Below are 26,065 nucleotides of genomic sequence, written 5' to 3' on the forward strand. Positions count from 1 at the left end.
AATCAAAAACTTAGGTACTCGTAACTTTGACATTTATAACCTATGGAACTACCAAAATTCATACTAGGCGACAATACGGATTATCCAGATGCCATTTTTATTATACATACGGAGTTTCCGAGATTCATCATTAACCTAGAGAATGATGAAGTAGAGTGGTTCGAGGAATTCGATGAGCATGACCAAAGAGAACTAGAAACCGAAACTGAAAATTATATAAAACAGGCTACCGAGTTTTACGATAGGGAAGTAGCACGCTACGACGACTAATGCTAGAAAAACTTTTAGACTTAGATACCGAACTTTTTCTTTACCTAAATAAATTGGGCTCTTCGACTTGGGATTGGTTGTGGTTGTTTATTACAGATGAATTTTCATTTGTACCGCTTTATGCCATTCTCCTGTTTCTCATTTATAGAAAATATGGTGTCAAACCCTTACTGATTATGGTACTGGTTATTGCGGCCATGATTACATTCACGGATCAGATTACCAACCTTTTCAAAGACGGCTTTATGCGTCCAAGACCATGTCGATTAGACAGCTTGTTGGATGAAGGTATGCGCTATATTGCTGAGCGCTGTGGTAAATATGGCTTTTTCTCTGGTCATTCTTCAAACTCAATGGCTGCTGCTGTTTTTGGTGGCTTGGTATTGCGACCCTATTTTAAGAACCTTATTTTCTTGTTGTTGTTTTGGAGCTTCATCGTTGCCTACAGCAGAATCTATGTTGGTGTGCATTATCCGTTGGATATTGTTTGTGGAATGGCGTTTGGAGCTTTAGCAGGATTTGGTTTTTACAAACTTAATAAGTATATGCTAAAGCGGTTTATCACATCTTAAATATTTTACTTTTTCAGCGAAAGTCGATATAACTGATTGACTAATCTCGATTTATGTGCCCTTGTATTTTTAGGGGAGGTATTTAAATCGTAAGTCGCTAAAAATATAATATGATATAATTTTGAAAGCGCCTTGATGTTGTTGGGATCTTCTTTGTTTGTTAATAAATTGAACTCTTTCTCTTCAGGAATTAGAATGCCATCCTTGGTCTTTATCTTAGCTATTTTATCACCATAATTATATATGGCTTCAGGTGAGACCTTATTTAGACTATATAACGGAACACCTGCATTGATTAATTCTGAAACAGGTTTATAATCATCTTGAATATGCGATTTAGCTATTGGCAGTGCTATTAAGCCTATGATTAACATAAACCCAATGATGAGATAGAATACGTTCTTCATACGCTTCCGTTTTAAAAATTTGAAGATATAGAAGCCAATCACCAATAGGATTAAAGCAGAAATTATAAATCGAATTAATAATGTTCCGGTTAAAGCAATGTTCGAAAAGAACCAAATCATCCAAAACAAACAAGCGATACAGCCAATGAGTCCAAATGAAAAATAAACAGGAAAGGTTTCTTTCTTCGAGCTTATGTTTTTGAATTCTCGAACTAAATACTCTATATAAAAACCAATATTTAGAGCTAAGGGTATAAGTACAGGCATTAAGTAGCGTGATTTCTTTTCAGGAATAACAGATAGTAAAATCACGGCAATTATCGTCCAGAAGAAGCTAAATCGATAAGCTTTTAGATTGGACACCCGAGATTTCATGTAAGGATATAACAAGCTTAGAAATGCAGGAATAGTCCATAATCCACTCTGTACAAAAAAGCTCCAATAATAATAGAAAGGTCTAACGTTATAACTGCTCCAATTTGAGGTTTCACGCTCAGTAATAGCAGCAAAAGTTTCAGGATCTGCAACTCGTACATGGAAGTACCACCAACCTCCTAAAACAATACCAAAGACTAAAAGACTGAATAATTTCAAAAAGTGTAATGTTCCACCTTTTGGTTTATAAGCGACGCTGTAGGCTATGACAAAAGATAAAAAGAGCACATATAATGACACTGGTCCTTTTGATAATATAGAACAAGCCATGAATAACACAAAAAGTAAGCTATGGCGTATAGGTGTTTTTTGCTTTTGAAACATGAGAAACAACTGATACAAAGCCATAAGCATAAAGCCATGTGTATAAATATCCCAAGGTGCTTCTATGATGATGCCTATGACATAAAATGAACTTAGTACAATGAAGCCATTAATCAGGCTATGTGATTTATCGAGCTTGAGTTTTTTTGATAATAAATAAGTAGATATACCAATGCTCGCCATAAAAAGTAAGGCTGGCCAACGCAATGCCAATACCGACTTCATCCCAAAAAGCATCCCAAAAAAAGCAGTAATCCATGTTGGTAAAGGCGGCTTTTGATAACGCGCTTCGCCATTCATGGTCGTTAAGATCCAATTGTCATCTGTAAGCATTTCCCTAGCCGAAATGAAATTACGTGCTTCCATTATAGTCACAGGAATGGCGTCAATTGTAAAGCCTAGCATCACAATGACAAAAAGCAATAGACTTAAAATCGGATATTTTTCTATACGCTTAATCATTGGTTTGTCTCATGAGGTAAGCATTACGTGCATATATTATCATTCCGAATAAATGCCCAACAAAGAGGACAGGATCTTCTCTAATAATGGCATAAGTTAAGATAAGAGAAGCACCGATTAAACTCAAAACCCAAAAGCCCATAGGTAATGAAGATGCTTTATGACGCTCAGCATGTATCCATTGATACACAAAACGTAATGTAAAAATCACTTGAGCCACAATACCAAGGATTAGTAGCCAAGTTGGAATAGCTTCATTTTTAAATAACAATTCGATATCTATCTTATTATTGTTATAATAGAAAATAACAATAAGGATTGGCACAATCAATAATAAATATCGCACAATCTTAGGGAACTTTTGCCATTGTCCTTGAAGCTGAAGATTTCTTATGTAAATGAAGTAAGTTAAACTTTGCCCTAACATAATGGCGAAATCCAATCGCAAATACCCATAAATAAAGAGTAGGAACGAGGCGATCAAACTTAGCGTCCAAAATGTTGTTGGTGTAATAACCTTACGTTGCTTTTCTGAGGTGACCCATTGAATGAGCAATCGAGATGAAAATAGAATCTGCGCTAAAAAGCCTATGGAATAAATTAACCAATCCTTCATTTGCTAGTTTTGGCAACATTATAATTGATGTATTTCTTCTTCATCCATAAATAAGCAAAACAATCCATTAGCGGACCTAAAAGACGATTCCAAAGTCCAAATTTTGCGGTACCTGCAATTCTCGGAAAATGCTGCACAGGGACTTGAGTTATCCTACCGTTTTGTAACATAATCATGGCAGGTAAGAAACGATGCAAACCTCTAAACATTGGAATACGCTTTGCGTAATCCGTCTTGATTATTTTAAGAGGACAACCTGTATCATCCATACCATCTTTGGTAAATGCACGTCTAATACCATTGGCAATTTTAGAAGACATATTCTTTACAAAGGAGTCTTTTCTATTAGAGCGCACACCAGTAACCAACTCATGAGTATCTATATGTTCTAGAAGACTATTAAAATCTTCAGGAGATGTCTGTAAATCAGAATCAATATAGCCAACCAGTTTAGTTTCAGCATGGTCAAAGCCTGCTTTTATAGCTGCACTTAGACCTCTGTTTTCTTTAAAGAGTATATATTCAAAAGCTGTATTGCGGTTACAGATGTCCTCAATGAATGCTTGACTGTTATCTTTTGATCCATCATTAACAAATAGCACGGATGCAGGAACGGATGCCATTTTTAAGTAGTTGGCAAGTTCGGTTTCAACACGCTCTAGATTTTCGGCTTCGTTATAAACCGGAACTATAATCGTTAGCTTATACATCATATGCTTGATGGCTTAATCTGTGCAAAAGTATTGTTTTTTATTGAACTCATATTCACTTTGAATGTTTAACCGAAAATGAAATAAAACCTGTTCAGATGATGGTATTTTTAAAATTCATAGCAGAGCTACGTATGAGGAAATAGAAGAAATATGAACGGGTTTCAAACATTTTTTAGGAAATAGACAAAGTGAATATGAGTTCATTATAAAGAAAGTAAGTATTCTGCAGCAGCAAAAGGAGTCGTTTTTCCATTTTCGACCAAATCGATTTGTTGTTGTAATTTTGTTTTGATTTTCGGAGCATTATAAAAATTCGATTTAAGGTGCTCTTCTATAGTTTGTAGTAGCCAAAACGTATTCTGATTGTTTCTGTTTTGTTCAAAATACTGGTTGGATGTAGTGGTTTTAAGGTAGTCTTGGATCACCCGCCACACCGCTTCAATGCCTTCTTTTTGCAACGCCGAACATAGAAATACCTTGGGCGACCAGCCCGAATCTTTTTCAGGATAGAGATGTAAAGCTCTATTAAATTCAAGCTTCGCGGATTTTGCAGCTTTGAGATTATCGCCATCAGCTTTATTAATCACAATGGCATCTGCCATTTCAATAATACCACGTTTAATACCTTGTAATTCGTCACCTGCTCCAGCAAGTTTTAATAATAGAAAGAAATCTACCATACTATGTACGGCTGTTTCGCTTTGCCCAACACCAACAGTTTCTATGATAATAGTATCAAAGCCTGCAGCTTCACAGAGAATAATGGTTTCCCTTGTCTTTCTAGCAACACCACCCAGAGAATTTCCAGATGCAGAGGGTCTAATGAAAGCATTCTTGTTTTTTACCAAATCTTCCATTCTGGTTTTATCACCAAGAATACTACCTTTACTTAAAGAGCTACTTGGATCTACGGCTAAAACTGCAACTTTTTTCCCAATACTGGTAAGATAAGTCCCAAAGGCTTCTATAAATGTACTTTTACCAACACCAGGAACACCAGTGATACCAATTCTAATTGAATTGCTGGCATGCGGCAAGCAAGCATTTATAATGCCTTGTGCTTTCCTGGTGTGCGTTGGGTTCGTACTTTCAACTAAGGTGATGGCTCTACTCAATGCGGTTATATTTCCCGAAGTGATGCCATGGACTAGATCACTTATCGATGGTTGACTTTTACGCTTGGCTTTTATGGATTTGGCAGAATCTGTACTTAGTGCTTTTGGAGGCGAAATCCCATCTTGTTCTTGCAACGCAGATTTATATGTTTTGATCTTTTTCACCACTTTGTGTTGCTGTTACGATTTGTTGCTTGAATTTACCTTAAGAGGAATTTCAATTAAAGTTTGATCCCATGCCATGGTTAATTTTAAAGTTCCAAGTTTATTGTCAAAGGCAATGGTAAACTGTTCAACGGTTTCATCAAGCTGTTGAGCAGTCACTTCAATTTCAACAGCATCATAATTCGGATCCCACATCGGTTCCATTTTTTCGTTAACACCCCATTGATATTGCTTGGAATTAAACATGACTTTCCATGAGTTTTCCATGGGTACTGTCCAAAGTGTGTACTTTCCTTTTTTAAGGAGCATGCCATTTACCATTAAATCTTGATTGGTTTGAAAGGTTGTTGCTTCATTAGCACCTGTTCTCCAAACTTTATCAAAAGGAACTAAAGCACCAAAGACAATTCGATCACGTTTTGAGGGTCTATTATACTCTACTTTTAAGTCTAGGTCATTGAGTGAGATTTTTGCAGTATCCTTTGGACTTAAGCGAGGCGCGAAAATATTTTCAACAAATACGGAATATAAAAGTAAGCCTAATGCAATGATGGAAAGAAAAATGAGGAGGCGTTTTAGCATAGTTATTTTAACTTAGAAAGGTTCTGGATTCTCAATTGAGTTTAAAATTTAAAGATAATTCAAATCCCTAAATTTATACAGTTCAAACGCTTAATTTTAAGCAAATCTTATAAAAGTCGAAAAAATTCAAGATTTTTTGCAACACCGACTTTTTTGTGTCGTCTTTAGAATAGAATCAACCAAAACCAATTAATCATTAGCACGTTTCAAATTCATATTGTTGAAAAATGCAAGCAGAACGATAGACAGGCTCAAATGCAACTGTATAATCAATATTGCAATGGCATGCTCATAGTGGCGCTTCGGTTTGTTAAGGATACAATGGAAGCGGAGGATATTGTTCAAGAAGCTTTTATAAAAGCATTTACAAAGTTAGAGCAATATAAAGCTGAAGTAAGTTTTGGCGCATGGTTAAAACGTATTGTGATCAACAAGTGTATTGATGTTTTAAAAGCAAGGAAACAACGCTTGATTGAACTCGAAGAACATCATTTAAACCTCGTAGATACGGAATATGAAAATGATTGGATGGTGGATGATAGCATTACTATGGATGATGTGAAAATGGCAATCGAAGATTTGCCAGAAAAGTATAGGTATGTGGTAATGCTCTATTTAATTGAAGGTTATGATCACCAAGAAATTTCAGAAATCCTGAGTATTTCTGAAGTAGCATCACGAACACAGTTATCAAGAGGAAAACAAAAATTGCAATTAGCATTAAAAACAGAGAAAAATGGCACAAGATCTTAGAAATTTATTTAAAGAGGATTCAAAGGAACAGCATATCAAAATGTCTCAGGGTCATGAAGCACGGTTTTTAGAAAGACTTGATGAAGCATTACCTAAAAAGAAAAGGCCAAACAGATTTTTCTTTTTGAACATTGCAGCAAGTGTTGTTATACTATTAGGATTGAGTTTTGGTGCTTACAAAATGTTAAACAAGCCAACTATTGATATTCCAGAAAAGAATGTCGCAGAAACTACCGAGGATTTAAAAACCTTAGGAGATGTTTCTCCGGACTTGAAAAAAGTAGAAGACTACTATTTGGCAAGTATCAATTTAGAATTATCGAAAGTGCAATTAACACCAGAGAATAAAGAGTTATTCGATGGTTATGTGCAACGCCTTAAAGAGTTAAATGAGGAATATGACAAGTTAACCTTGGAACTCAATGACAATGGGCCAAATGAAGAAACGCTCGATGCCCTTATCGATAATTTAAAGTTAAGGCTGAATTTGGTCATGCGTCTTAAGGAAAAATTACAAGAATTTAATGATGAGTCTTTTAAAGAAGAAAGTATCTAATCAATATTTATAAATCAAAAATCAAAAAACGAACAGTTAAATCAAAAAAAATCATGAAGACAATTAGAATTTTAGTGTTGTGCCTTGTGACCTCATTCGGTTATGCACAAAAAAAATTAAGTAAAACATCACAGTCTATTAAGGTTAACAAAGATGTTATTGTAGACCTAAATACGAGCTATGCTGAAATAGAAATAAGTACTTGGAACAAGGATATCGTTGAGGTCGAAGCCTATATCGAAAGCAGTAAATTGTCAGAAGAAGAATTAGAGCGTGCTCTTGAAGCATGGAACCTTAAAGTTGATGGTTCTAACGATAGAGTTACCATTTCTTCCAGAGGAGGTAGAGCAATAGGTTTGTTTGGCGAGAACGACTATGCCACTGTACTTAGAGATTTGGAGTTTGAACTAGCTGATTTACCGGAAATACCTCAAGTTGTAGTCATGCCTAGCGTACCAAGCCTGGAAGGCTTTCCAGAAATGCCAGAGATGCCAGAGATGCCTGAATTTCCCGAATTACCAGAATTACCAGAAGGTATTAATACTATAAGTTTTGATTACGACAAGTATCAGAAAGAAGGCGAAAAGTATTTGACAGAATGGAGTAAAAAGTACGAAAAAGAAGGCGGTAAGGAGTTACAAGAAAGCATGGAAGCATGGGCAAGAAAGTTTGCAGAATCTGGCTACCAAGAAAAAATGGCAAAATGGGGAGAAGAATATGGAAAGCGTTTTGAGGGTAAATGGGCCAAGGATATGGAGAAATGGGGAGAGAAGTTTGGTGAGAGTTTTGGAAAGGATATGGAAAAATGGGGCGAAGAGTTTGGTGAGAAATTTGGAGAAGAATGGGCTGAAAAAATGGAAGCTTGGGGCGAACGTTTTGGAAAACAAATGGAAAAACAAGCTGTGCTTATAGAGAAAAGTGCTAAGCGAGCAGAGCTCATGGCAGAACGTGAAGAAAAAATAGCAGAGCGATATGAAGAACGTGCTGAATCAATGAAAGAGCGACGAGCAGAAATGGAAGAGCGAAGAAACTCTATGCGTGATAAAAGAGAATCTATTTTGGCAAGACGACTAGAGTCCGGTAGCAATAGTAAGGTAAAAAAGGTGATTAAGATTAAAATCCCTAAAAGAGCTAAACTAAAGACAGATATTAGGCATGGCGAGCTTAAGTTATCCTCTGTTATATATGATATGAGTGGTGATATATCACATGCCTTTTTGGTAGCAGATAACATTGATGGAAGTGACACTTCCATTAATGTTTCTTATTCTCCAGTGGTTATCAATAATTGGAATTTAGGAACTTTAAATCTTAATTATGTGGACAGAGCACAAATTAAGAGTGCAAAGAATCTAGTCTTAAACTCAAAGTCTTCTAATATCAATATTGAAAATCTAAGCGATACAGGAATCATAGATGGCAGTTTTGGAGATTTAACTATTTCTAACCTTGCAGAATCTTTTAAAAGTTTAAACTTGGTTCTAGAGAATAGCGATGCTTTAATAAATCTGCCTAAAGCTGTTGATTATAGTATGTATTTTAAGGGTAGTCGTTCTAAATTCAATAATAAGGTAACGTCCCAAAAAACAATCAGAAATTATCCTAATGGACAGAGTTCTGCCAGAAATATCATTGTTAATGCTAAGTTTAGTAATGTGATTATGAATTAAAACTACGTTCTACTATCAGTCCCTAATTCTCAACTTATTTCTACTTCCCAGATTTAAAAATCTATTTCCCTCTCCGACTTTCCATAAAATAGAATCGTATTTTTATGGAAATTTTATTTGAATGTCCCTTTCATCATTTCAAGCTTTCTTAAAATCACTTAGTACATTTCCTTTATTGGGTGATTCAATGTCCAAAGAAGATTATATCGCATTAGACTTATCAGTAAATAATTCTGATTTGAAGAGCGTCAACGTATCATCATCAATAGCACTAGAAGTTTTTATATGGGATTTTATGGCAAAGCATAATGCCAAAGCTTCCTATGGTGGTTATCTAGAACAAAGAAGTATTTATCGGCGAAGTGACTATTTTAATCAAGATACTCCAGAGGAAGAGCGCAATATCCATTTAGGATTAGATTTATGGATAGAAGCTAGTGCACCTATTTTTTCGCCTTTGGATGCCAAAATACACAGTTTTAGGAACAATACTAATTATGGTGATTATGGACCAACAATTATATTGGAGCATAATTTAGAAAATAATAAATTTTACACACTCTATGGACATCTAAGTTTAGAGTCTCTAGTTGACTTAAAAGTTGGAAAAGAGATCAAGCAAGGTCAACAAATAGCAACACTTGGAACTGCTGAGGTTAATGGCGATTATCCACCGCATTTACATTTTCAAATTATAAAAGATATCCAAGAATTTGAGGGTGATTACCCTGGTGTAAGCAATCATCACGATTTAGAGTTTTATAAAGAGAACTGTCCAGATCCTGGTCTGCTTTTAGGTTTGTTTTAAAACTTATCAAAGTCATCAATGGCAAAAGCTTTATTATAATCATCTTCACCAATAGTATCACTTTCAGATGAGTCATAGTCCATTGTAATTTTCCATTCACCATCTATTTTTTTCATTATTACATGAAACTGCCCATAGTAGGATTGCTCATTGTCCGTATCCTTATTTCTTACTAGTCTATAAATACCACGTTCGCTTGATGTATTTCCATCACATAAACGCTCAAAAAAGCGTAATGAGATATTACTGGTTTGGCCAGCTTTTTTATCACGTTCAAAGCCCGCTTTGTAATTATTTATGTAAGTATCATAATCCAAAATACGATTACCACCAGATACACGCACTAAGTCTTTAGAATGAATTTCTGCCATTAAGGTATAGTCAAGAGTTTCAAAGGCATTATAAAATTTTGCCCAAACAGAATTAATAGCTGTTAGATGATCCGTGTTTTGCGCCTTAGCTTGACTATAACACAAAACCACTAGCAATATTGGAACCCATATTTTTCTTAGCATTTCTATTTATGTTTTAAGTTGTGATAAGTTGTTTTTTTGACAAGGATGTACCAATAAGAAAACCAATAAATACAAATAGACCATCAGAAATTGAAAACCATAATTCTTTAGGTAATGAGAAAATAACAAAGAATGTCATGGCTACCATTAAGAAACCAACAAGATAGGATGGAACAAGGCTTGTTTTAGAAATTTTAGCAGCTACGAACATTCCTGCAATGATGCCTATAAAATGTGCGATGACGACAAATATTTTTGAACCCGTAGGGATTTTATCCATATTATTTTTTATCCATTCCATGTCCATAGGGTTGGCATCTTCAGGCAGTGGGAATAAATTGTGCCCAATCAAGGATTCGAAAATATAAACGGTTAGTGATGCAACTACAAGACCAACAATGGTGGCTAATACATTTTTCATGACAAGAAAGATTAGTTAGTGGGTTTAAGATAATAAAAAAATCCCGATGTTTTATATCGGGATTCATAGTTATATATGATCTTTAATCAATTACTAGGCATAAAATATTGGCCGTCATAACTACCAGAAATCACTTGACCGTCATTTCTTGTAAATGTAAAAGTAAATGCAATGTTGAATTGTGTAAAGTTGGTTACAGTCATAGATGCTGATTGTGCATACATATCAGATTCCGGGTTGTCATCGGATAATAATACAGTACCATGGTTAAATTCACTATCGATTACGGTGCTATTAATGGAGACGTCGTAATCTTCAATTTGGCTGTATGTTGTATTCTGAATGGTAGTATCTTCAATCTCGAAATACACATAGCTTATATCACTTAGGTCACTATTGCCAGTAATTTCAGCACTTGTCTTATTAAACAAACTGATACTAATTTCACTCGAGTCGATGGTTGAAGTATTTTCGTCAGTGATAATGGCAGAAACTAAATTATAGCTTTCACCATTAATGATAAATTCACCAGCATTTTCGTTGGGTATGCCATCACCGTCATCTGGAGAGCAAGAGACTAATATACATGCAAATAGCATGGCGATTAGGCAAGGTAGTTTGGGTTTCATAATGTCTAATTTTAAGTAGGTTCTAGAAGTAAATATATAATAAAAAAGTTTGATGGCTTAAAGCATTCTAAATTGACATTCTATTTTCATAGTACTATAGTTATAAAATAGCCAATCGTATTAGTTCACTAATTCTTTGATCTTAGACGTTCAAATTCTTCAGATCGTTTTATTTGTTCTTCAAGATTCCAATCAAAATTAAATCTGTTTTTCAGGAATATACCAATGGAGTCTAATCCGATTGCGGCACGCCTTTTATCAATGTTTATAGGGTCGTAAACAGGCCAAACGTTGAAGCTTTTGGTTTCTGGATAGTATTTCATTTGTCCGCCATAGATTTGTAATTCACCTTTATCGGTGGCAATTCTATCTTCTGCTCGAACTAAAAATCGAGGCTCCAGTTTTTTATCTAAGACTGCTTGCTTCATTAAAGGAATATAATGTTCTCTTGTGTCTTGGTCTGTATGCTGTAAAACATTACAAATGGTTAGATTGCCCTGTGTGCCTATTTGGGTAGAGTCTGGCCATCCATATGTTTCCAAAATATTTTTGACTTTGATAATATTGGTTGCATGATTTTTTCTGTACGTGTTTTGATAAACTTCCGCTTCCTTAGATTCAGGACCATAAATGGCCATTACAGAATCTCTCAAGCGAAGTGGTATTTGCTCTTTTTGCCAAATTGTATCTAAAATGGCGATTAAGTTTTGAGATTTTTCCGGTGCTGTTTCGGTAGCATCTTTGCCTTTACAAGATGAAACGAAAATTGAAAAGCATACTAATGCAATTGGTAATAAAGAGACGTTATATTTCATAACTCCAAATAGGTTAAAGAAAGGATGTTGGACTGAATTCTATGACTACACATAAATCTTATTTATTGCCATAAAGTAGATAGAAGTTGTTTGTTTCCATCTTTTAGAGCTTTTTTAAGGTTTCCTGATTTCGTGCCCGCAAGAAAGACTTTATACTTATGAATGCCAGTAATATTAAGTGTATTATCTTTCAACGTATATTCCATGTCAACATACATCGATGCCTTAGGTTCTTCAAATATCCATTTTATGTTTTTTATAGAAACCATAACTGAGATTATTGAATCCGAGGGAAACACATAGCTAGGTGAGTAAATAAGGTTAATTTTAGTTTCTTGGGCTAATTCTTTAATTCCTTCTGAAAACACTTCATGAATATTTGGGTTTTTAGAATCTCCAATATGTTCGCCAAATTTCTTAACTCTTTGATAACTCGTGGCTTCTTGCAAGGTGAATACTACTGTCTTATCCTTAAGGCTATTTGTATTTAGAAAGTATTCTTTTTTTGCTGCGCAATTATATGAAATAAATGAAAGGAGTACTAGAATTAATGCATGTCTGCTTAGGAACTTATACATATATAATAATGATATTTAATCAATTTGATTTGGCTACTACTAATATTTGATAAAATTAGCAAAAGAAAAATAGATCATAAATAACTCTGAGCTTTGATTGTTATTCCTTTTGCTTGCTTGTAAAGGCTATTCTTTATCTTCTGGTACAGGCGAAATCATAATATGTGCACGATGTGTTCCTGGGTTCATAATCCAAGGGTGATTTGCCGCATACGGTTTTTCTGGTAAACCAGTAGATTCTGCAGTTGCCCATGGCATATATACGACATAGCGTAGTCTCGCATCTTCAACTTTTGACGTTTCTGGATCATATGTTGTTTTTTTACCATAGTAGATATGCAACGTTGCACCATTTGGGATTTTAAGTTTACCTGCTTTCATTTCGGCTTCACGGATATCAAAGACCTCTTTATAATTCTTTCCCTCGGCTTTTAAGGTCCGTCCTCTAGCCATAAACGGTTCTAGGTCTTTGTGATAGCATGCAGCGTTAAAACCATCTTTTTTTGGGTCATCTGCAAGTACAATAAATTGATTATCACCCTCGCGTAGTGTTACAAATTCGCCGGTCATGTTATAACCAATAACTTTACAGTTTGCTCTGCTTTCTTCAGGAGCAGACATTAAAGCAGTTGCAATTAAGGCTTCATCTGTATCAATAGGCTTTAGTTGTTTATCCTTGGTGTTTGACTCATTGGCGACTATTGTTTCTGTATCAGGAGATTCTTCTTTAATAGTTGTTGTTTTATCTGAAGAGTTACAAGAAATCAAAATTCCTGTAAAGACAATGGCTAAAATATGTAGCTTCATATAGTTTTATGTATTGTTTGGTGAATATGTCCTTTTAAAATTACGAAAAACCAAGCACTCTTTCGTTTTTGATACTAATTTGAATTTTATATTCTGAAAAGAGTTCACGATAACACTATTTTTTACCAAATTATTCGTTCGAGTGAGAGATGTACGTATTTAGAACAACAGCCTACTACTACTACTACTACTACTACTACTACTACTACTACTACTACTACTCACATTCTGCCTGAGTAACTTTGTTTTTCCATTGTATCCAATATTCTTGTAGACCTTGTTTTGTGGTTTTTAGGTCACTGATGTCTAATTTATGACCTTTCATTACAGCATCTTTGAGTTGTATTTTACGCTCTTTTAGAGCAGGAGCGTGGTTCCAACCACCAACATGGTCAAAAGATGTATAAGCCTCGCATTTTTTGTTGACTTTTATAAATGGAATCGATAAATGGAATGTTACCGTACCAGAACCCATACCTTCTGTGGTCATTACAATGTTTGCAAAATCTACTTTGCTATAGTTCCCAGTTTTATACAATACTTTTAATTGGTCACCTACTTTAGCAGACATGGTATTGGAGAATTGATGTGCTATATCACTATTCTTAATAAATTCTTTACCATGATAGGTACCTTTACAACCATTCTCCGTACAAACAACATTATTGTCTTTTGATTGATTAGTGATTGAATTGTTTTGTGTATTAGAGCAGCAAGTACAAATAATGGCGACAATAATTAGTTTTGTTTTTAATAACTTCATATCTAAAAATAAAAAAACCCTGACGGTTTACATCAGGATATTTAAATAGTTATGTTGCTTTATTAAATTCTAAAACACACTTCGACATGCTCGGTGTAAAAGTTTAGGATGACAAAAAGGGATGTTTAGTCATTAACCAAAACCCATTCGCCTTTATCAATTAAAGGAATGGCTTGCTTATACTTCACCTCTTTACTTTCGCCACTCATAACGTGCTTAATCGTCACTCTATCGTTACGGCCAATTTTTGGTTGTTCCCTAACAATGGTTTCCACTACTTGCTGTTGGCGAGACGCACCTTGTCCAGCCGCTCTGCTTTGAGAAGAACGCTCGTCTAAATTTGGAATTTCATCTTTTTGCGTTTCAAGTTTTTCTTGCTTACGACGCTTTGCTTCTTGAATGTTATTAGCCGTTTCTTGTGGAATCTCTCCTTTAAACAAGAATGATATTACATCTTTATTTACTTGATCAATCATACTTTTAAAAAGCTCAAAAGACTCAAACTTGTAAATTAATAATGGATCTTTTTGCTCATGTACCGCTAATTGTACAGATTGTTTTAATTCATCCATTTTACGTAAATGTGTTTTCCAGGCATCATCTACTATAGCCAGTGTAATATTTTTTTCAAAATCATTGATTAACTGTGTACCTTTAGATTCGTATGCTTTCTCTAAATCGGTAACAACTTGCAAATTCTTAACACCGTCCGTAAATGGCACAACGATACGCTTAAAACGATCACGTTGTGTATTATATACATTTTCTATTACTGGATAGGCCAAATCTGCAGCACGTTGCATTTTTTCACGATAATGCTTAAAGGCTTCTTTATAAATAACACCAGCAATGTCCTGTTCTCCCATTTTTGTAAATTCTTCTTCAGAAACAGGAGAGGACATGGAGAAGTAACGGATCAATTCAAACTCGAAGTTTTTAAAATCATTAGCCGCTTTATTATTCATCGCTATACCTTCAGAGGTATCAAAGATCATATTTGCTAAATCGACACGAAGACGTTCACCATGCAAAGCATTACGACGACGTTTGTATACCACTTCACGCTGAGCGTTCATGACATCATCATATTCTAATAATCGCTTTCGTACACCGAAGTTATTTTCCTCAACTTTCTTTTGTGCGCGTTCAATAGACTTGGAAATCATGGAATGCTGAATTACTTCACCTTCTTTTAGCCCCATTCTATCCATCATCTTGGCAATACGCTCACTACCAAACAAACGCATAAGGTTATCTTCTAAGGACACATAGAACTGAGAACTTCCCGGATCTCCTTGACGACCAGCTCTACCACGTAATTGTCTGTCGACTCGTCTTGAATCGTGACGTTCCGTACCAACGATGGCTAAACCACCAGCTTCTTTTACCTCGTCACTTAGCTTAATATCAGTACCACGACCTGCCATGTTGGTAGCAATAGTTACCTGACCGGCATTACCAGCTTCGGCAACAATCTCTGCTTCTTTTTTATGCTGCTTAGCATTTAAGACATTATGTGGAATCTTACGAATACTTAACATCTTACCTAAAAGCTCGGAAATTTCAACGTTAGTTGTACCGATCAATACAGGTCGCCCTGCATTGGATAATTCCACAACTTCATCAATAACGGCGTTGTATTTTTCGCGCTTTGTTTTATAAACTAAATCTTCTCTGTCATCTCTAGCAATTGGTCTGTTGGTAGGAATTTCTACAACATCCAATTTATAGATTTCCCAGAATTCACCAGCTTCAGTTACCGCAGTACCTGTCATACCAGAAAGTTTGCGATACATTCTAAAGTAATTCTGTAATGTTACAGTAGCAAAGGTCTGTGTTGCTGCCTCAATCTTTACATTTTCCTTAGCTTCAATCGCCTGATGTAATCCGTCAGAATAACGACGGCCATCCATAATACGACCAGTCTGTTCATCGACAATCATTACTTTGTTCTCCATGACCACGTACTGCACATCTTTTTCAAAAAGTGCGTATGCTTTAAGTAATTGGTTAAGGGTATGGATACGTTCAGATTTAATTCCGAAGTCTCTAAATAAGTCTTCTTTAAGATTAGCCTCCTCTTCAGAAGATAAGCCTTGGGATTCAATCTTGGCAATTTCAGTTCCCATTTCAGGCATTACGAAGAAGTTAGGATCGTCCTTACCTGAGAGGAATTCTACACCTTTATCGGACAGTTCCACCTGATTGTTTTTTTCATCAATAACATAATAAAGATCCGCATCTACTTTTGGCATTTCTCTATTATTATCTTGCATGTAAAAGTTTTCAGTTTTTTGGAGTAGTTGCTTTATACCTTCTTCACTCAAAAACTTTATGAGGGCTTTGTTCTTTGGAATACCTCTGTAAACCTGCAGTAATCTAAAACCACCTTCTTTGGTATCTCTTTCAGCAATCAATTTCTTAGCTTCTGCCAAAACACCGACCAAATATTTACGTTGAACGGCTTCAATTTGTTCAACTTTTGGTTTTAAGGCATCAAACTCATGTTCGTCTCCTTTTGGAATAGGTCCTGAAATAATCAATGGTGTACGCGCATCATCCACTAATACCGAGTCCACCTCATCCACAATCGCATAGTGATGGCGACGTTGCACCAAGTCTTCTGGTGAATGCGCCATATTATCACGCAAATAATCAAAACCAAATTCATTATTGGTTCCGTAAGTAATATCTGCATTATAAGCTTTACGACGTGCATCAGAATTTGGTGTATGGTAATCAATACAATCGATACTCATACCATGGAACTCAAATATTGGTGCCATCCAAGCACTATCACGTTTTGCCAAGTAATCGTTCACCGTTACGAGGTGAACACCTTTTCCGGCAAGTGCGTTTAGATATACGGGTAAAGTTGCCACAAGGGTTTTACCTTCACCCGTTTGCATCTCGGCAATTTTACCCTGGTGCATGGCAATACCACCTATGAGTTGAACATCATAGTGAATCATATCCCAGGTGATAGGCTTACCTGCTGCATCCCAAGAATTTGCCCAAACGGCTTTGTCGCCATCTAAAGTGACATAATCCTTTGCACCTGAAACTTCTCTGTCGAATGCATTCGCCGTCACAGGAATTTCTATGTTGTGCACAAAACGTTTAGCGGTTTCTTTTACAACAGCAAAGGCTTCTGGTAAAATATCGTTTAGAACACTTTCGGTAACTTCATAGATATCGTCTTCGATTTTATCTGCTTCTACATAGATGTCCTCGCGCTCATCAATATCCTCTGTTTCTTCTGCTGTTGCTAATAATTCACTTTGCTTTTCGAGTAGTGGTTTTCTAGCTTCAGCAATTTTTTCTTTAAACTCGGCCGTCTTTGCCCTAAGCTCATCATGTGATAAAGCTTCAAGTGCTTGCTCAAAAGCTTTTATTTGGTTTACAATTGGTTGTATAGCGCTAACGTCTTGTTTGGATTTATCTCCAACAAAAACTTTAAGTACTTTATCTAGTATACCCATGGTCAATATTTTGTAACAGATTGACTGGTGTCAAACTGTGTATTAATTTCAATAAAAATGGTTGGCTAATAAAGCCATAAACGTTTCCCGATTTTAAGGAATCCGAAAATAAAAAAAGTCTCTCAGTTAAGATAACGCAAGAGACTTTTTTGTGATAATATTATATGTTAATATTCGTCCTCGTTCCAGAGGTAATCTTCATCAGTTGGATAGTCTGGCCAAATTTCTTCAATAGAGTCGTAGGAATCACCTTCATCTTCTATCGCTTGTAAATTTTCTACAACTTCTAAAGGCGCACCTGTTCTAATCGCATAATCGATAAGTTCGTCTTTTGTTGCTGGCCAAGGTGCATCACTTAAATACGATGCTAATTCTAATGTCCAATACATTTGCGTTTGTAATTTTAATTTTTGCAAAAATAATTTTTTAGCTGAATAATTCAAGAAAAAATTAAATTAATTATTCATTAATAAAAAGAACGTGTAATCTTCAACCTAATTAAACCTAGATATTGCATTATCTAAGGTCTAAAAGCAAAAGCACTTAATGTGTCACGATTCTTTTTGAGGAATCCACTTAATCTCTTCTGCTTGCAAATCATGTGACAACTTCCGTGCCAATACAAAAAGGTAGTCAGAAAGGCGATTTATATACATTAGTGTTTCAGGCTGAAAGGGCTCTAAATCATTAAGATGCGAGGCTAAGCGTTCGGCTCTGCGGCATACTGTACGAGCTATGTGACAGAATGACACCGTTTGATGTCCTCCGGGTAACACAAAATGCGTCATTGGCGGAAGACTAGCTTCCATAGCATCCATTTCTTTCTCGAGACGTTCTATATCTTCATTAGAAATTTTAGGAATGTTCAACCTTGCTTTACCGTTTTTTAGTGTTGCTTTTTCTGGGTCAGTCGCCAAAATAGCACCAACAGTAAACAGACGATCTTGAATATGCATCAAGGTATTCTTATATAATTGGTTGATATCTTGATCTCTTATTAGTCCAATGTGAGAGTTCAATTCATCTATTGTGCCGTAACTTTCTATCCTTATATGATGTTTTGGTACGCGTGTACCACCAAAAAGAGCAGTAGTACCTTTATCACCTGTTTTTGTATATACTTTCATAAAACAAAGTTACAAGTTAAAAGTTGTAAAGTAAAACAGTTTGAAGTTGAATTACATGGATGGTCAGATCTTTAGACGATTGGATATTTAGTAGTTTCACTGATTATTAAATGTGTCACTCTCAACGATACCATCTCTTAAGCGAATAACACGTTTGGCGTGAGCAGCAATATCTTCCTCATGCGTTACCATAATAACAGTGTTACCTACAGCATGGATTTCATCAAAGAGCGCCATGATTTCGGTACCTGTTTTAGAATCTAGATTCCCTGTTGGCTCATCGGCCAGAATTATTGATGGCTTGTTAACCAAGGCACGGCCCACAGCAACCCGTTGTCTCTGTCCACCAGAAAGTTGATTAGGCTTGTGATCCATACGATCGGCTAAACCAACATCGGTTAATACTTCTGAAGCTCTATCATTACGCTGTTTTTTTGAAGCACCAGCATATACCATTGGTAAGGCCACATTATCTAAAGCTGTAGTTCTTGGCAGCAAATTAAAGGTCTGAAAAACGAAACCAATTTCTGTATTTCTTATGTCTGCAAGCTCATCATCTGACATCTGGCTAACATCTTTTCCATTCAGATTATAGGAACCAGCAGTAGGCGTATCTAAACAACCTAATAGATTCATTAAGGTAGATTTACCAGAACCCGATGGTCCCATGATAGCCACATATTCTCCTCTTTTAATGTCTAGATCAATACCTTTTAACACGTGGACTGTCTCTTGTCCTAATTTAAAATCTCTAATGATACCTCTAATCTCAATGACGTTGTCACTCATAATTTACAGATGTTGGTTGTAAAAATCCTTTGCAAGATAAAAGAATTTAAAAATTGGTTCGCTAATAAGACGTTAAAGTTGCGAGCTTGTTACACCCTTATTTTAAAATGTTCTTTGCCTTGCTCTTTTCTGAAAAATACAAAGCCCAAATGGAAACAATCTACTGTTACGGTTACAGCGGTATGGGCTTTAATATATGCCCAAGCCTCAGACATACCTTCAGACCAGTAGATGTCATCAAAGACAAAAACAGTTTCATTATGAACTTTTGATAAAAGGGATTCAAAATATTTAATAGTAGCATCTTTGTTATGGTGCCCGTCAAAGAAAATAAAATCAAATTTATTTTCTCTTAATGATGGAATTATCGATGTAAAATCACCTTTTACAAAAGTTACGTTTTTGATTTCCAACTGTTCGAATTTAGATTTTGCAAAATCTGATGTATTGGGGCAGCCCTCAATAGAGAGAATATTCGCATCGTTATTGGCTAGAGCTAAGGCATATGTTCCCATACCTAAAGAAGTGCCCAATTCTAAAATCGTTTTGGAACTAAAATATTGAATAACTCTAAAAAGTAGCTTTGATTCCTTTACTGTACTGCTTGAGTTACGTATCATTTTAGCAACACGACGTTTTTTTGAATAGAGTACTTTTGAACCTTCACCTAAATCCGTAATTTCTAATACAGTATCTGAGTGTCTTAGGATATTTCGGTAGTTATTAAGCTTGTTATATGCGTTATATTTGTCTTTATTGTATAAACATTTTGTGACAAAATCAAAAATAAATGGTGAGTGTACACCATGCTGATTGGTTGAAGCAAAAAGGAATTTTATGTATGCTATTGCCTGATACATTTAGCTCTCTAATTTTTCAGCTAATTCAAACCATCTCAATTCTTTTTCTTCAATTGTGTCTATGATAATTTGAAGCTCGTCAGATAGCTTATTGATGTCATCTTGAGATAATTCAGGATTATTGAATCTGCTTTCCAGTGCATTTTTGTCCAGCTCTAAAGACCGAATTTTAGATTCTAGATTTTTATATTCTTTCTGCTCATTATAAGATAATTTGTAGGCTTCATTTTGCTTTGTTGCTTCGGAGCTTTCTGTCTTGGTAGAGGTTTGAACTTGTTTTGGTTGACTACCATCGTAAGCTCTAAAATCTGAGTAGTTACCAGGGAAATCGTCAACCACACCATTTCCTCTAAATACAAATAAGTGATCTACAATTTTGTCCATAAAGTAACGGTCGTGTGAAACTACCAAAAGAACTCCCGGGAAATCCATTAAGAAACTTTCTAGAACATTTAAGGTAACTATGTCTAAGTCATTAGTCGGTTCATCCAATATTAAAACATTAGGGTTTTGAATTAAAACGGTACATAAATACAGTCGTTTTTGTTCGCCACCACTTAGTTTTTCAACAAAATCATATTGCTTTTTTCTATCGAATAAAAAGCGCTCTAATAATTGTTGTGCACTTATTTGCCGTCCCTTGGCCAATGGTATATAATCGCCATAAGCTCTAATAACATCGATAACCTTTTGGTTTGGTTTTACTGTGATACCACCTTGTGTGTAATAACCGATTTTTACTGTTTCGCCTAGAACAACCTTTCCGCCATCGGGAAGAAGACTGCCTGTAAGAAGATTTAGGAATGTAGATTTACCTGTTCCGTTTTTTCCAATGACGCCAATACGTTCTCCTTTTTTAAAGGTGTAATCAAAACCATCAAGTATTTTTTTGTTTTTAAAGGCTTTTGATACATTATGAAACTCTATAATCTTACTTCCAAGACGCTCCATGTTAATTTCTAATTGTACTTGGTGGTCTGTACGTCTTTGATGTGCTTTTTTCTTTATTTCGAAAAAGTCATCAATTCTGCTTTTGGATTTTGTAGTGCGTGCTTTTGGTTGGCGACGCATCCAGTCCAATTCTTTTTTAAAGAGTTGTTTTGCTTTACCAGTTTCTATAGCTTGATTTTCGATACGGGCTTCTTTCTTTTCTAGGTAATAAGAATAATTTCCTTTATAGGTGTAAAGCTGACCATGATCAAGTTCTATAATCTCATTACAAACACGTTCTAAGAAATAGCGATCGTGTGTGACCATGAAAAGCGTTTGTTGCGTCTTTGCAAAGTACTCTTCTAACCATTCAATCATTTCTAAATCAAGGTGATTGGTAGGTTCATCTAAAATTAGAATATCAGGTTTGCTCAACAAGGCTTGGGCTAGTGCTAATCGTTTTTTTTGTCCACCAGAAAGTGTATTGACTTTGATGGATAAATCATCTAACTTTAATTGCGATAGAGTTTGTTGATATTGCGTTTCAAATTCCCATGCATTGTTGCTATCCATAGCTTCAAAAGCCGATTGATAAGCGTCTATATCTTCGGGATTTTTTAATGCACTTTCATAAGCTTCAATGGTTTTTAAAATTGGGATATCTGATGCGAAGATTGTTTCTTCAATAGTAAGCTTAGGGTCTAAGTCTGGCTCTTGATCCAAGAAAGCTAAGCGCAGACCTTTTCTAACAACAATTTGTCCTTCATCTGTCGTGTCTTTTCCTGATAAAATATTTAGTATAGAGGTTTTACCACTTCCATTTTTAGCGACGAAAGCAATCTTCTGATCTTTATGAATACTGAAGGATAAATTCTTAAAGAGTACAAGTTCTCCATAAGACTTAGATATATTTTCTACATTGAGGTAATTCACACTGAATTTTTTACAAAGAACGAAATAAACCAAAAAGAAACCTAATAGTTTTGTTATTGCTAGTGATACATTATATTTGTCTGTAAACATCCATTTTTATCTATGAGAAGCATTAAGCTTTTGATTATTGCACTTAGTTGCATTGTTGTCTCTTCTTGTATCCCTCACAAAGACACTATTTATTTGCAGAATAAAGAGAATTCCCTTAATGACACTATCTCTAATAATTTGTCGGAAGTTCATAAACCTTATCGTGTTCAGATCAATGATATTTTAAATATTCGTGTGAAAGCATTAGATCAAGAATTGGTTTCAATATTTAATCCTATTGGAAATGAAAATTTAAATGCCAATAGTCAGGAACGCGCTTACTTTGATGGTTTCACTGTAGATCTGCACGGAAATATTCGTATTCCTATATTGGGAAATATCAATGTATTGGGTTATACGACTGAGGAAATACAGAATATGATCGAAACCAAACTGCTTAAAGAACAGTTTAGGAAGACAGCAAATATTTTTGTCACTGTTAAGCTGGCTGGCCTAAGATATGTGACAAATGGAGAAGTTGCTAATCCTGGAACTAAAGTTCTTTTTCAAGATCGCGTTAATATTTTTGAAGCTATAGCTAACTCTGGTGATATTGTTTTAACTGGTAATCGTAAGGATGTTTTAGTCATAAGACAGTATCCCCAAGGCCAGAAAATACATCATGTGGATTTAACAGATGTTAATATTATGAATTCACCATATTATTATATTCAGCATAATGATATGATATATGTAAAGCCTTTAAAGCAAAAATCATGGGGAACGGGTGCCACAGGAGCACAAACGATTACTACTTTGGTTTCGGTTTTAACCTTTGTGACGACTACTTTTTTACTTGTTGATAGATTATAAAAATGAATCAGTACGAATATGATATAGGAGAAAACGATCCATCTAGAGTTGGTTTCGACTTCAAAGGATTTCTATATAAAATTTTAAATTTTTGGAAATTCATAGTGCTATCAATTCTTGCTGCTTTGGCCATCGCTTACTTCGTAAATGATAGGAAAGAAAATATCTACAGATTAGATTCTTTGATAACAATAGATAATGATCAAAATCCATTTTTTACAGCTAATACAAGCATATCCTTTAATTGGGGAGGTGTTTCTGGTAAGGTTGGTAATATTATTACGGAAATAAAAACGAGATCACATAATGAATTGGTTATAGATTCTTTAAAGTTTTATAAACAATATTTAGAAGAAGGTAAATATCATTTTAAGGATTTATATAAAGGTTCACCATTTGAAGTTAAGACGCTAGACAGTAAGCCCCAAGTCTTAAACAAGAATATAGGACTTCGTTTTTTAGATGAGGATACTTTCGAACTATTTGTTGATTTTGAAACGGACAAGGTACAATGTCAGATATATAAAACGAAAGAAAAATTATTAATATCCGTTAATGAGACTAGTTTTTCAAAAACATTCAGACTAGGTCAGACCATAAATCTACCATTCTTTAATGGGGTTGTAACAAAAAAACAAAATGTTACAATTGCGCCAAATTCATTATTTTATCTGAAGTATCTAAATTTTGATACCGTCGTTAATCAGTACAAGACTGCTATAAATATTGAGCCTGATTCTAAGGACGCAACTTCTGTTCTTAGGCTGTCGTTAGTGGGGAAGAACAAAGCAAAAATTGTTGATTTTCTCAATGCCACATCAGCAATTTTGAGAAAAACGGAATTGGCTAGGAAAAACCTTTATGCAACTAATACCATAAAATTTATAGATAGTAGCTTAAGTAATGTCAATGATGACATAAAAGATGTTACTGCTAAGATGAATAATTTTCGAAAAGAAAATAAGGTGTTCGATATAGAAGTCGAAATGTTACAAGTTTCTGAGCAACTAAAGAACTACGAACAAAATAGATTGGTAGAGGAATCTAAATTAAGTTATTTAAATAGTTTAGAAAACTACTTAAATCAGAAAACAGATTATACCAAGATAGCCGCACCGACATCCGTTGGAATTGAGGAAGTAAATATTCTAACAAGTGTTAGTCAAATAACAGCACTTGCCATAGAGCGGCAAGAGATTGAATATTCCACTCAAGAGGGTTCTGTTATTTTTGAAGAATTGGATCGTAGGATTAATGCAGAAAAGCGAGTCTTACTTGAAACCATTGAAGTAACAAAGCGTACAATTGGTTCGCAAATCAATTTTATGAATAAAGAAATCGGTAGGTTGGAGTCTAAGTTGTTGAATCTACCTAAGAATCAGCAAGAATATTTGAAGATTAGAAGAAGTCTCGATATTAGTACTGAAGCCTATGATATTTATCAAGCTAAAAGAGGTGAAGCAGCAATAGTAAAAGCTGCTAACATATCGGATATTACCGTAATTGATGAGGCTAAGGATATTGGAGATGCACCAATTGGTCCAAACAAATCTCTAAATTATATGCTGGCATTAATATTAGGGGTATTTCTGCCTATTTTATCAGTTCTCGTTTTGTACCTTGTAGATAACACTATACATACAAGAGAAGAGGTAGAAAGGCTTTCTAGTATTCCAGTTTTGGGCTTGTTGGGCAAGAGTAAATATGCAAATAACTTGATAGTCTATGATAAGCCTAAATCTGCCATAGCAGAGGCATTTAGATCGATTAGGTCGAGTTTGAAATTTATTTATGGTAAACAAATGTCCGAAGAAAGAGGGAAAACACTTATGGTTACGTCTTCTGTTAGCGGAGAAGGAAAAACGTTCACTTCTATTAACATGGCAACGGTCTATGCCTTATCGGGAAAAAAGACAATTTTGTTAGGTTTAGATTTACGTAAGCCAAAAATATTTGGAGATTTTAATATTTCCAATGATACAGGAATTGTAAACTACCTAATTGACAATGAAGAGCTATCTAATGTCATATATTCTACACATATTGAGAATCTCGATTTTTTACCATCAGGTCCTATCCCTCCGAACCCTTCAGAATTATTGATGAGTGATAGACTTCATCAAGCCATTGAGCAATTAAGAAAAGATTATGACATGATAATTTTGGATACGCCTCCACTAGGTTTAGTTACAGACGCTTTAGAATTATCGAGTTATGCAGATGCAACTATTTTCATGATTCGGTTGGACTATACTAAAAAAGGTATGTTACAACTAATTAATTCTAAATATAAGGCTGGTGAAATTAAGAATCTAAGCTTTGTACTTAATTTTTACAAGCATAAAGCTAGATATGGCTATGGCTATGGCTATGGATACGGCTATGGTTTATATGGGAATTCGTATCATGAAAAAGAAGAACAATCAATTTTGGCTAAGGTTAAAAACTTTGTTAGAAAGCTTTAAAAAAAAACTTAAGTTTTGATTTCTGAAAAACAGTTAAGAATAAAGCGTTTGTTCGACCTTACCTTGGTTGTTATGCTTTTGCCTTTATTGCTTTTGCCAATTATTGTTTTAATTGTAGCTGCAAGTATTGATACTAAGAATTTTGGAGTATTTACGCAATTACGGGTTGGGCAAAATGGTAAGCTTTTCAAGATATATAAAATAAGAACTTTAAAAGATGGTGTTCATCGTCTTGGTCATCTGGAAAAGAGTGCTACACCTCTTGGTAAATATTTAAGAAAGACCAAACTAGATGAGTTGCCACAATTATTTAATGTTCTTAAAGGTGACATGAGTTTTGTTGGGCCAAGACCAGATATTCAAGGTTTTGCAGATATGTTGGAAGGTAAAGATCAAATTATTCTTAAAGTCAAACCTGGTATTACAGGAGAAGCAACAATTAAATATAGGGACGAAGAACTTGTATTAGAACGACAAAATGACCCTGAAGACTATAATAGAACGATTATTTGGGTAGATAAGGTGAAAATCAATAGAAATTACGTTGAGAATTACAGTTTTTATTTAGATTTGAGGCTTATTTTAAAATCTCTTTAAAAC

At 35.0% G+C, this 26,065-nt stretch carries 27 protein-coding genes; 9 read left to right on the forward strand and 18 right to left on the reverse strand.

All coding sequences use genetic code 11. The annotated features are described in order from the left end of the window. Window positions 1-42 precede the first annotated feature (42 nt). Together H7F21_RS13275 and H7F21_RS13280 are read left to right on the forward strand one after the other, a co-directional pair. Window positions 43-270 carry a hypothetical protein gene (locus tag H7F21_RS13275; protein ID WP_185789787.1) on the forward strand — a complete coding sequence of 76 codons (228 nt, stop codon included), beginning with the start codon at window positions 43-45 and terminating at the stop codon, window positions 268-270. Beyond that, complete coding sequence (locus H7F21_RS13280) at window positions 270-842, forward strand: phosphatase PAP2 family protein (protein WP_185789788.1); 573 nt, start codon at window positions 270-272, stop codon at window positions 840-842. The genes H7F21_RS13275 and H7F21_RS13280 overlap by 1 nt, the downstream gene beginning before the upstream one ends. A gap of 5 nt (window positions 843-847) precedes the next feature. Here H7F21_RS13280 and H7F21_RS13285 read toward each other — a convergent pair whose 3' ends face one another. The 5 genes from H7F21_RS13285 to H7F21_RS13305 all read right to left on the reverse strand — a co-directional run bounded on the left by H7F21_RS13285 (window position 848) and on the right by H7F21_RS13305 (window position 5,661). Beyond that, window positions 848-2,470 carry an ArnT family glycosyltransferase gene (locus tag H7F21_RS13285; RefSeq protein WP_185789789.1) on the reverse strand — a complete coding sequence of 541 codons (1,623 nt, stop codon included), beginning with the start codon at window positions 2,468-2,470 and terminating at the stop codon, window positions 848-850. Then, window positions 2,463-3,086 (reverse strand): lipid-A-disaccharide synthase N-terminal domain-containing protein, encoded by a 624-nt coding sequence (locus H7F21_RS13290; RefSeq protein WP_185789790.1) that lies wholly within the window; start codon window positions 3,084-3,086, stop codon window positions 2,463-2,465. Before H7F21_RS13290 ends, H7F21_RS13285 begins: the two co-directional genes overlap by 8 nt. Further along, on the reverse strand, window positions 3,083-3,799 hold the full coding sequence (locus H7F21_RS13295; protein WP_185789791.1) for a glycosyltransferase family 2 protein: 717 nt from the start codon (window positions 3,797-3,799) through the stop codon (window positions 3,083-3,085). Before H7F21_RS13295 ends, H7F21_RS13290 begins: the two co-directional genes overlap by 4 nt. A 203-nt stretch (window positions 3,800-4,002) precedes the next feature. Continuing rightward, entirely contained in the window at window positions 4,003-5,079 is a 1,077-nt protein-coding gene (meaB, locus tag H7F21_RS13300; RefSeq protein ID WP_425509964.1) for a methylmalonyl Co-A mutase-associated GTPase MeaB, read from the reverse strand. Between the two features lie 15 nt (window positions 5,080-5,094). Then, entirely contained in the window at window positions 5,095-5,661 is a 567-nt protein-coding gene (locus H7F21_RS13305) for a DUF2911 domain-containing protein (protein ID WP_185789792.1), read from the reverse strand. Between the two features lie 255 nt (window positions 5,662-5,916). Here H7F21_RS13305 and H7F21_RS13310 point away from each other — a divergent pair, with 255 nt between their 5' ends. The 4 genes from H7F21_RS13310 to H7F21_RS13325 all read left to right on the forward strand — a co-directional run bounded on the left by H7F21_RS13310 (window position 5,917) and on the right by H7F21_RS13325 (window position 9,448). Further along, window positions 5,917-6,414, forward strand: a complete 498-nt coding sequence (locus H7F21_RS13310) for an RNA polymerase sigma factor (RefSeq protein WP_221892479.1) — start codon at window positions 5,917-5,919, stop codon at window positions 6,412-6,414. Continuing rightward, window positions 6,398-6,970 (forward strand): hypothetical protein, encoded by a 573-nt coding sequence (locus H7F21_RS13315; protein WP_185789793.1) that lies wholly within the window; start codon window positions 6,398-6,400, stop codon window positions 6,968-6,970. The genes H7F21_RS13310 and H7F21_RS13315 overlap by 17 nt, the downstream gene beginning before the upstream one ends. Before the next feature lie 53 nt (window positions 6,971-7,023). After that, a complete protein-coding gene (locus H7F21_RS13320) occupies window positions 7,024-8,640 on the forward strand; it encodes a hypothetical protein (protein ID WP_185789794.1) in 1,617 nt (538 codons plus the stop codon). Between the two features lie 121 nt (window positions 8,641-8,761). Then, window positions 8,762-9,448: a peptidoglycan DD-metalloendopeptidase family protein gene (locus H7F21_RS13325; RefSeq protein ID WP_185789795.1), complete on the forward strand. Its 687-nt coding sequence runs from the start codon at window positions 8,762-8,764 to the stop codon at window positions 9,446-9,448. Here the strand turns inward: H7F21_RS13325 and H7F21_RS13330 are convergent. The 13 genes from H7F21_RS13330 to H7F21_RS13390 all read right to left on the reverse strand — a co-directional run bounded on the left by H7F21_RS13330 (window position 9,445) and on the right by H7F21_RS13390 (window position 22,097). Continuing rightward, window positions 9,445-9,963, reverse strand: a complete 519-nt coding sequence (locus H7F21_RS13330) for a nuclear transport factor 2 family protein (RefSeq protein WP_185789796.1) — start codon at window positions 9,961-9,963, stop codon at window positions 9,445-9,447. The two genes, H7F21_RS13325 and H7F21_RS13330, sit on opposite strands and share 4 nt — an antisense overlap. Window positions 9,964-9,976: 13 nt before the next feature. Further along, on the reverse strand, window positions 9,977-10,384 hold the full coding sequence (locus H7F21_RS13335) for a hypothetical protein (protein ID WP_185789797.1): 408 nt from the start codon (window positions 10,382-10,384) through the stop codon (window positions 9,977-9,979). An 86-nt stretch (window positions 10,385-10,470) separates the two neighbouring features. Beyond that, window positions 10,471-11,013 (reverse strand): hypothetical protein, encoded by a 543-nt coding sequence (locus H7F21_RS13340; protein ID WP_185789798.1) that lies wholly within the window; start codon window positions 11,011-11,013, stop codon window positions 10,471-10,473. Window positions 11,014-11,141: 128 nt separating this feature from the next. Next, on the reverse strand, window positions 11,142-11,828 hold the full coding sequence (locus H7F21_RS13345; RefSeq protein WP_185789799.1) for a DUF6624 domain-containing protein: 687 nt from the start codon (window positions 11,826-11,828) through the stop codon (window positions 11,142-11,144). A gap of 62 nt (window positions 11,829-11,890) precedes the next feature. Further along, window positions 11,891-12,406: a hypothetical protein gene (locus H7F21_RS13350; protein ID WP_185789800.1), complete on the reverse strand. Its 516-nt coding sequence runs from the start codon at window positions 12,404-12,406 to the stop codon at window positions 11,891-11,893. Window positions 12,407-12,532: 126 nt separating this feature from the next. Beyond that, on the reverse strand, window positions 12,533-13,213 hold the full coding sequence (locus H7F21_RS13355) for a hypothetical protein (RefSeq protein WP_185789801.1): 681 nt from the start codon (window positions 13,211-13,213) through the stop codon (window positions 12,533-12,535). A gap of 217 nt (window positions 13,214-13,430) precedes the next feature. Beyond that, a complete protein-coding gene (locus tag H7F21_RS13360) occupies window positions 13,431-13,976 on the reverse strand; it encodes a hypothetical protein (protein WP_185789802.1) in 546 nt (181 codons plus the stop codon). Window positions 13,977-14,101: 125 nt separating this feature from the next. Further along, a complete protein-coding gene (gene secA / locus H7F21_RS13365) occupies window positions 14,102-17,458 on the reverse strand; it encodes a preprotein translocase subunit SecA (RefSeq protein WP_185789803.1) in 3,357 nt (1,118 codons plus the stop codon). Between the two features lie 167 nt (window positions 17,459-17,625). After that, window positions 17,626-17,847 carry a DUF2795 domain-containing protein gene (locus tag H7F21_RS13370; protein WP_008272287.1) on the reverse strand — a complete coding sequence of 74 codons (222 nt, stop codon included), beginning with the start codon at window positions 17,845-17,847 and terminating at the stop codon, window positions 17,626-17,628. A 162-nt stretch (window positions 17,848-18,009) separates the two neighbouring features. Then, window positions 18,010-18,585 (reverse strand): cob(I)yrinic acid a,c-diamide adenosyltransferase, encoded by a 576-nt coding sequence (locus H7F21_RS13375; protein WP_185789804.1) that lies wholly within the window; start codon window positions 18,583-18,585, stop codon window positions 18,010-18,012. 96 nt (window positions 18,586-18,681) lie between these two features. After that, window positions 18,682-19,374: an ABC transporter ATP-binding protein gene (locus H7F21_RS13380; protein WP_185789805.1), complete on the reverse strand. Its 693-nt coding sequence runs from the start codon at window positions 19,372-19,374 to the stop codon at window positions 18,682-18,684. Between the two features lie 89 nt (window positions 19,375-19,463). Then, window positions 19,464-20,234 carry an O-methyltransferase gene (locus H7F21_RS13385; RefSeq protein ID WP_185789806.1) on the reverse strand — a complete coding sequence of 257 codons (771 nt, stop codon included), beginning with the start codon at window positions 20,232-20,234 and terminating at the stop codon, window positions 19,464-19,466. Further along, entirely contained in the window at window positions 20,235-22,097 is a 1,863-nt protein-coding gene (locus H7F21_RS13390) for an ATP-binding cassette domain-containing protein (protein WP_185789983.1), read from the reverse strand. It abuts the gene before it with no gap. Between the two features lie 102 nt (window positions 22,098-22,199). On the opposite strand from H7F21_RS13390, the gene H7F21_RS13395 reads away from it, so the two are divergent. Genes H7F21_RS13395 through H7F21_RS13405 form a run of 3 tightly spaced genes read left to right on the forward strand, consistent with a single transcriptional unit; the run spans window position 22,200 to window position 26,062 of the window. Next, window positions 22,200-23,000, forward strand: a complete 801-nt coding sequence (locus H7F21_RS13395; protein ID WP_185789807.1) for a polysaccharide biosynthesis/export family protein — start codon at window positions 22,200-22,202, stop codon at window positions 22,998-23,000. Between the two features lie 2 nt (window positions 23,001-23,002). Then, window positions 23,003-25,465, forward strand: coding sequence for a polysaccharide biosynthesis tyrosine autokinase (locus H7F21_RS13400; protein WP_185789808.1), 2,463 nt, complete (start codon window positions 23,003-23,005; stop codon window positions 25,463-25,465). A 15-nt stretch (window positions 25,466-25,480) separates the two neighbouring features. Continuing rightward, window positions 25,481-26,062 (forward strand): sugar transferase, encoded by a 582-nt coding sequence (locus H7F21_RS13405; protein WP_246431487.1) that lies wholly within the window; start codon window positions 25,481-25,483, stop codon window positions 26,060-26,062. The last annotated feature ends 3 nt before the right edge of the window (window positions 26,063-26,065 follow it).

This window comes from Winogradskyella flava, from assembly GCF_014243395.1.
Classification (GTDB): Bacteria; Bacteroidota; Bacteroidia; order Flavobacteriales; family Flavobacteriaceae; genus Winogradskyella; species Winogradskyella flava.

Excerpts from the sequence above, each read along its gene's own strand:
- H7F21_RS13345 (WP_185789799.1), bottom strand. The coding sequence starts at position 11,828 with ATGAAATATAACGTCTCTTTATTACCAATTGCATTAGTATGCTTTTCA.
- H7F21_RS13385 (WP_185789806.1), bottom strand. The coding sequence starts at position 20,234 with ATGTATCAGGCAATAGCATACATAAAATTCCTTTTTGCTTCAACCAAT.
- H7F21_RS13325 (WP_185789795.1), top strand. The coding sequence starts at position 8,762 with ATGTCCCTTTCATCATTTCAAGCTTTCTTAAAATCACTTAGTACATTT.
- H7F21_RS13295 (WP_185789791.1), bottom strand. The coding sequence starts at position 3,799 with ATGATGTATAAGCTAACGATTATAGTTCCGGTTTATAACGAAGCCGAA.
- H7F21_RS13305 (WP_185789792.1), bottom strand. The coding sequence starts at position 5,661 with ATGCTAAAACGCCTCCTCATTTTTCTTTCCATCATTGCATTAGGCTTA.
- H7F21_RS13380 (WP_185789805.1), bottom strand. The coding sequence starts at position 19,374 with ATGAGTGACAACGTCATTGAGATTAGAGGTATCATTAGAGATTTTAAA.
- H7F21_RS13350 (WP_185789800.1), bottom strand. The coding sequence starts at position 12,406 with ATGTATAAGTTCCTAAGCAGACATGCATTAATTCTAGTACTCCTTTCA.
- H7F21_RS13315 (WP_185789793.1), top strand. The coding sequence starts at position 6,398 with ATGGCACAAGATCTTAGAAATTTATTTAAAGAGGATTCAAAGGAACAG.
- H7F21_RS13290 (WP_185789790.1), bottom strand. The coding sequence starts at position 3,086 with ATGAAGGATTGGTTAATTTATTCCATAGGCTTTTTAGCGCAGATTCTA.
- H7F21_RS13400 (WP_185789808.1), top strand. The coding sequence starts at position 23,003 with ATGAATCAGTACGAATATGATATAGGAGAAAACGATCCATCTAGAGTT.
- H7F21_RS13280 (WP_185789788.1), top strand. The coding sequence starts at position 270 with ATGCTAGAAAAACTTTTAGACTTAGATACCGAACTTTTTCTTTACCTA.
- H7F21_RS13275 (WP_185789787.1), top strand. The coding sequence starts at position 43 with ATGGAACTACCAAAATTCATACTAGGCGACAATACGGATTATCCAGAT.
- H7F21_RS13360 (WP_185789802.1), bottom strand. The coding sequence starts at position 13,976 with ATGAAGTTATTAAAAACAAAACTAATTATTGTCGCCATTATTTGTACT.
- H7F21_RS13370 (WP_008272287.1), bottom strand. The coding sequence starts at position 17,847 with ATGTATTGGACATTAGAATTAGCATCGTATTTAAGTGATGCACCTTGG.
- H7F21_RS13310 (WP_221892479.1), top strand. The coding sequence starts at position 5,917 with ATGCAACTGTATAATCAATATTGCAATGGCATGCTCATAGTGGCGCTT.
- H7F21_RS13320 (WP_185789794.1), top strand. The coding sequence starts at position 7,024 with ATGAAGACAATTAGAATTTTAGTGTTGTGCCTTGTGACCTCATTCGGT.
- H7F21_RS13340 (WP_185789798.1), bottom strand. The coding sequence starts at position 11,013 with ATGAAACCCAAACTACCTTGCCTAATCGCCATGCTATTTGCATGTATA.
- secA (WP_185789803.1), bottom strand. The coding sequence starts at position 17,458 with ATGGGTATACTAGATAAAGTACTTAAAGTTTTTGTTGGAGATAAATCC.
- H7F21_RS13355 (WP_185789801.1), bottom strand. The coding sequence starts at position 13,213 with ATGAAGCTACATATTTTAGCCATTGTCTTTACAGGAATTTTGATTTCT.
- H7F21_RS13335 (WP_185789797.1), bottom strand. The coding sequence starts at position 10,384 with ATGAAAAATGTATTAGCCACCATTGTTGGTCTTGTAGTTGCATCACTA.
- H7F21_RS13375 (WP_185789804.1), bottom strand. The coding sequence starts at position 18,585 with ATGAAAGTATATACAAAAACAGGTGATAAAGGTACTACTGCTCTTTTT.
- H7F21_RS13395 (WP_185789807.1), top strand. The coding sequence starts at position 22,200 with ATGAGAAGCATTAAGCTTTTGATTATTGCACTTAGTTGCATTGTTGTC.
- H7F21_RS13330 (WP_185789796.1), bottom strand. The coding sequence starts at position 9,963 with ATGCTAAGAAAAATATGGGTTCCAATATTGCTAGTGGTTTTGTGTTAT.
- H7F21_RS13285 (WP_185789789.1), bottom strand. The coding sequence starts at position 2,470 with ATGATTAAGCGTATAGAAAAATATCCGATTTTAAGTCTATTGCTTTTT.